At 66.7% G+C, this 5700-nt stretch carries 4 protein-coding genes and 1 pseudogene; 3 read left to right on the top strand and 2 right to left on the bottom strand.

The window, feature by feature from the left end; genetic code table 11:
* Nucleotides 1-2: 2 nt before the first annotated feature.
* Nucleotides 3-470 carry a hypothetical protein gene (locus Q1J95_RS13785; RefSeq protein ID WP_300268529.1) on the bottom strand — a complete coding sequence of 156 codons (468 nt, stop codon included), beginning with the start codon at nt 468-470 and terminating at the stop codon, nt 3-5.
* A 116-nt stretch (nt 471-586) separates the two neighbouring features.
* Nucleotides 587-1150 carry a MarR family transcriptional regulator gene (locus tag Q1J95_RS13780; protein ID WP_300268526.1) on the bottom strand — a complete coding sequence of 188 codons (564 nt, stop codon included), beginning with the start codon at nt 1148-1150 and terminating at the stop codon, nt 587-589.
* Nucleotides 1151-1290: 140 nt separating this feature from the next.
* On the opposite strand from Q1J95_RS13780, the gene Q1J95_RS13775 reads away from it, so the two are divergent.
* From Q1J95_RS13775 to Q1J95_RS13765, 3 genes and pseudogenes are all read left to right on the top strand, one after another.
* Nucleotides 1291-2568 (top strand): MFS transporter, encoded by a 1278-nt coding sequence (locus Q1J95_RS13775; RefSeq protein WP_300268524.1) that lies wholly within the window; start codon nt 1291-1293, stop codon nt 2566-2568.
* Entirely contained in the window at nt 2565-5060 is a 2496-nt protein-coding gene (locus tag Q1J95_RS13770; protein ID WP_300268521.1) for a glycoside hydrolase family 78 protein, read from the top strand. Before Q1J95_RS13775 ends, Q1J95_RS13770 begins: the two co-directional genes overlap by 4 nt.
* A gap of 166 nt (nt 5061-5226) precedes the next feature.
* Nucleotides 5227-5700: pseudogene (locus tag Q1J95_RS13765) on the top strand (hypothetical protein); the annotation flags it as partial.

Genomic DNA, 5700 nt, shown 5'->3' with positions numbered 1-5700 from the left:
GTTCAAATCCCACCGTCACCGCCACCGAAAACCCCTGGTTCGCCAGGGGTTTTCTGCTTCTCAGCAAGCCGCCGCTCCGCGAGATCCCACAGCGGATCGAGCGCCTGCAGCACGAGCGCGCTCATTGAGGCGACGAGGAGCGACCCCGCGTACTCCGCGAAGAAGACCATGAGCAGGCCGCTCAGCACGACGATCGAGGTCGTCGTTTCGGCGAGACCCTGCGCGAACCGGCGACGAGAGAGCGCGGCCTTCACCGGCGCTGACAGGGTCCCGTCGAGCACGACGAACGCGGGCAGGATCCAGAGCATGTGCAGCACGCTCCAGCCCGTGATGCCGCCCCGCACGCCCCCGCACCACGGGATCATCCAGCCGACCAACACGCCGACCACGATCGGCAGCGCGGCGAACATCACCGCGGAGCCGACGTACGCGGCGAGGACCGGTGCGGCGACCAGCTCGCGCCGCTTCATCGCCTCACAGGTCCGCTCGCACTGACGAATGCGTGCTCACCCACTGCTGCTCCCGCGATCGCGTGCCCCGACACCGCTCCGGCGCCCCACCAGGGACACGACGCAGGCCGGCGATGTCAAGCGCGCGGCCGCGGTGGGCGCATCCCAGCGGTGCGCTCGATCGCGTGGTCCAAGCGCTCGTCAAGATCCGACACCATGCGCACAACAAGCGATTCAAGCCGCTCCACATCCCGCGCAGACCAATCGCGAAAGATGACGGCATAGCTGTCGCTCGACACTTTCAGAATCCTCCGCGCGACTTCGCGCCCCTCCGGGGTCAGCCCGATACGACTCTGGCGTCCATCCGCGGGATCGGGCATGCGCCCGACCAGACCCGCTTCCTCAAGGCGTCGAACGATCTTACTGACGTTCGACCGCCCAGTGCCGATCGCGTCCGCCATGTCCGTCGGCCGCGCTGTCGTGCGATAGATCAGCTGGTTGACGAGCAGGAAGGCAGGCATGTCATCAGGAAGCGGAAAGGCGCTGGCCTCGAGGATCGCCTCCCGTACAGCCGTCGAGTTCATGGCCGTGATGAGCGCTTGGAACGCCACGGCAAGGTCTGCTCCGGGCCCAGCGACGAGCGGATCAGAGTTGACGCCGACCTCGCGCAGATCGATGCTCACCTTCGGACGTCTCGCCACACCTCCAGTATGCATTGCCATCGTCGCGAGCATTTTATTGTCTTCACGACAATCAACGTGTACGGTGACGGAGGCGCGACATCCGTCGTCGACGCCAGGTTCGCGTGGTGGTCCGCCCACCGTCTTCGAAGGAGAAGCCCGTGTCTCAAGTCAGTTCCGGCATCGCCCGACGCCCCTGGTGGACGGCGTTCGTCTCCGGCATGGCGTCCTACATCGACGCAGCCGCCATCGTCAGCGTCGGAACGGCGATGGTCCTGTTCCAGGAATCGATCGGCCTCACCCCGGGCGAGATCGGACTCGCGTCAGGCGCCCTAACGCTCGGCATCGCGTTCGGCGCGATTGTCGGCGGCAGACTCGGTGATCGCTTCGGGCGACGCCCGATCTTCACGATCACGATGGCGCTCATCATCGGTTCCGCACTCGCTCTGACGCTTGCCGACTCCTTCCCCGTCATCTTCGGCGCCGCCTTGATCCTGGGCTTCGCCACGGGCGCGGACCTGCCTGTCTCGCTCTCGACCATCTCGGAGAGCGCGCCCGACGCGACGCGAGGTCGACTGATCGGCTTCACCCAGCTCCTGTGGGCCGTGGGGATCATCGTGAGCCAGTTCCTGAGCGCCGGCGTCGCTGGGCTCGGCCGCACGGGAGCACAGATCCTGTTCCTGCATATCGCGGTCGTCTCTGCGCTCGTCATGATCGGACGGCTGACGATCCCCGAGTCCGCGGCATGGCTCGCGGCTCGCGATGAGCGGCGTGCGGGCGCGTCGACCGTGCGCGCCAGCCGTGCGTCGATCGCGGATCTCCTCCGAGGTTCGTACCGGAAGCCGTTCGTCGCGCTCCTTGTGTTCTACACGCTCACGAACATGGCAGCGAACACGGGAGGCCAGTTCGGCTCCTACCTGCTCGTCAATGCGGGAGGCGTGGATCTTCAGACAGCGACACTCATCGGCCTCCCGTTCATCCCGCTCGGCATCGTCGCCGCGCTCTGGTTCATGAAGATCGCTGATTCGCCAAAGAGGTTCGTCTACTTCACCGTGGGCGGCGTCTGCTGGGTGGTCGCGCAGCTCGTCTACGTCTTCTTCGGGATCAGCATCACGACCGCGATCGTCTCGGGACTCATCGGGCTCGCCGGAACCACCTTCGCATCCGAAGGAATCATGAAGATCTGGGCGCAGCAGCAGTTCCCGACGCTCCTGCGGACGACGGCTCAGGGAGCGATCCTCTCGGTCGCGCGCCTGTTCGCTGCCCTCCTTGCGACGATCACCCCACTTCTCGTCGCGTACAGCCCGAGCCTCTTTTACCTGCTGCTCGCCGCCATGATCGCGGTCGGATGCGGCACCGCGTGGGCCGTGTTCCGGACGCGCGACCAGCATCGCGAATCTGACACCGAACGACAGAACCAGGATGTGACGACCGCATGACCTCCTCACGCTTTTCCCCGCACGACGGCGCCGCCTTCGTCAGCGCGCCGAACGCATTGAACGCTGCCGCGCCGTACTTCCGCCGCGAATTCCATGCACAGGACGGACTGCTCCGTGCAACGCTCCACGCAACAGCGCTCGGTATCGTCGAGCCCTACGTCAACGGCGCGCGCGTCGGCGATGCCGTGCTCGCCCCCGGGTGGACGTCGTACCGCCATCGAGTCATGGTCACGACCATCGACGTCACGGACGTCGTCCGTGTGGGAGCGAACGCTCTCGGCGCCATCGTCGGTGAAGGTTGGGCCGTTGGGCGCCTGGGATGGGAGGGACGAAGCCGGATCTACGCCGACCGCCCCGAGCTCTTCCTGCGCCTCGAGCTGCTGTATCCCGATCGCACCGTAGTCATTGGGACCGACAGCGAGTTTCGCGTGGGAACCGGTGCGATCATCGCGAACAGCATCTACGACGGCGAGACGTACGACGCGCGACTCGAGCCCGTCGGATGGGCCGAGCCCGGCTTCGACGACGCGACTTGGCTGCGCGCGGAGCCCACCGACAGGGATCCGGCGACGCTCGAGCTGCAGGCCGCGCCGCCCATCCGGCGCATCGAAGAACTCGCGCCGGTCGACATCCGCGAGAGCCCGTCGGGCCGCACGATCGTCGACTTCGGACAGAACATCTCCGGGTGGATCCGCCTCACCGTGGCCGGTGATGCGGGACGAGTCGTCACGATTCGGCACGCCGAGATCCTGACGCCCGACGGCGACCTCGAGACCGAGACGAATCGTACGGCGGCCGCCACCGACCGGTACACGCTGCGCGGAGGAGAGACGGAGACGTGGGAGCCTCGGTTCACGTTCCATGGCTTCCGCTATGTCGAGATCGACGGATGGCCTGGCGCGATCGCCCCGGATGCGCTCAGAGCCGTCGTCGTGCACACCGACATGCGCCGCACGGGCTGGTTCGAGACGTCGCATCCACTCATCTCGCGACTGCACGAGAACGTGGTGTGGTCGATGCGCGGGAACTTCGTCGGCGTTCCCACCGACTGTCCGCAGCGAGACGAGCGGCTCGGCTGGACGGGCGACATCAACGCCTTCACCCCGACGGCCTCTTACCTCTACGACGTGCGTGGGATCCTCGGATCCTGGCTGCAGGACCTGCGCGCTGAGCAGCGGGAGAAGGGATCGGTGCCGTGGGTCGTCCCGGACGCGCTCGAAACACCGTCGCCGCCGACGGCACTCTGGAGCGACGCCGCGGTCAGCGTGCCGTGGGCCCTGTATGAGGAGTACGGCGACCTCAACATTCTTAGGGACGCCTACGACTCGATGGCGACGCTCATTCGCCAGATCGCGTCGAAATTGGACGAAGCGGGGTTGTGGAGCTCGGGATTCCAGTTCGGCGACTGGCTCGACCCTGATGCGCCGGCGGAGAATCCGACAGCTGCGAAGACTGATCGCCATCTCGTCGCATCCGCCTACCTGTGCCGAACCACACGCGAGATGGCGGACACAGCGCGACTCCTGGATCGCGCGGCCGACGCCGAGGAGTTCGCGAACCTCGCCGCCCGCGTCCGTGATGCCTTCCGGCGGGAGTATGTCACTCCGGCCGGCCGGCTCGCGATGGAATCGGCGACCGCCTACGCCCTCGCGATCTGCTTCGACATCCTCTCCGAGGATCAGCTGCCGAAGGCCGGCGCGCGGCTCGCAGACCTTGTCGCGAACAGTGGCTTCCGCATCTCGACGGGCTTCGCGGGCACACCGCTCGTGGCCGACGCGCTCACGACCACGGGTCATCTGGACAGCGCCTACCGATTGCTCCTCGAGGAGGAGTGTCCGTCGTTCCTCTACCCCGTGACAATGGGTGCGACCACGATCTGGGAGCGCTGGGACTCAGTCCTTCCAGACGGCACCGTCAACGCGACGGGAATGACCTCGCTCAACCACTACGCGCTCGGCGCCATCGCTCACTGGCTCCACCGGGTCGTCGGAGGTCTGCAGCGCGTCGAGCCGGGCTATCGACGGATCCGCATCGCGCCGCGCCCCGGAGGCGGCCTCACCTGGGCACGCACGGCGCATGAGACGCCCCACGGGCGGATCGAGGTCTCCTGGGTGATCGAGAACGAGCAGCTCACAGTGGAAGCGGTCATCCCCGACGGTGTCGAGGCGGAGATCGACCTCCCTGCACACGGTGGAACGCCGCTCTTCACTGCTGGGCCCGGCACACACCGTTGGACGGTGCCGGCCGCGGGCAGCGAGGGCGGCCCAGCGGCACCCTCGCTCGACACTCCGCTCCGGGATCTCGCGCGCCTCGAAGGCGCATGGCCGGCGGCTGCTGAAGTGCTCCTGCGGCACTTCCCCGGTCTGCCGCTCGACGCGTCGAGCCCGGCAGCGGCAAATCTGACGCTGCGCGGCGTCCTCGACCTGATCCCGGGGGTACCGGAATCGCTCGAGCAGGAGCTCAACGACGCACTGTCCTCGGAACGGCCTTGATGCGGGGGGGCGTCGCCCGTGCGTCGCCCCGCCCTCTCGGTTGCATTCGTGCACGGGTACATTTGCCCGGGCATGAGTGTCTGCATATCATGATCCTGGACGTCGGGGGAGCCCTCTCACACACCACGAGCGCAAGGGGGAGAGCTGGCTCGGCGAGCGCGCCATCATGAAGGCACACACGAAGAAGTTCGCCCGGCGCTCGGTCGCGACTGGTGCGGCGGCGGCGCTGGGCTTGAGCCTGGTTGCCTGCAGCAGCGACGCCGAGGGCTCCGGAAGCGACGACCAGGCAGGGTCTGCCGAGGAAGCGCCCGCCGCAGAGGCGATCTACCAGTTCGACGATCTGAAGGTCGCCGACAGGAGCGATGTCGCTCCGGCCACGTTCCAAACCTCGTCCACCGGGCCCGTGACCGTGCAAGTTTCCGACGCGCTCAATGCAGTCATGCCGGAGCAACAGGAGATGATCGTCGGGTTCTTCGTGATCACGCCTCGAATGTTCGACACCGGCATCTGCGCGGCGGACTTCGAAATCTCATGCACAGAGAACGGCTTAGACCACCTCGTCAACGACCAGCCACTCGAAGGCGACTATGAGTTCGACGAGGAGACGCAAGAAGGCACCTACTTCAACGTCGCGCCAGAC

The organism is Microbacterium sp., from assembly GCF_029263575.1.
Classification (GTDB): domain Bacteria; phylum Actinomycetota; class Actinomycetes; order Actinomycetales; family Microbacteriaceae; genus Microbacterium.
Note: the sequence above shows the minus strand (reverse complement) of the source record. Positions and strands in the feature narration are given on the sequence as shown.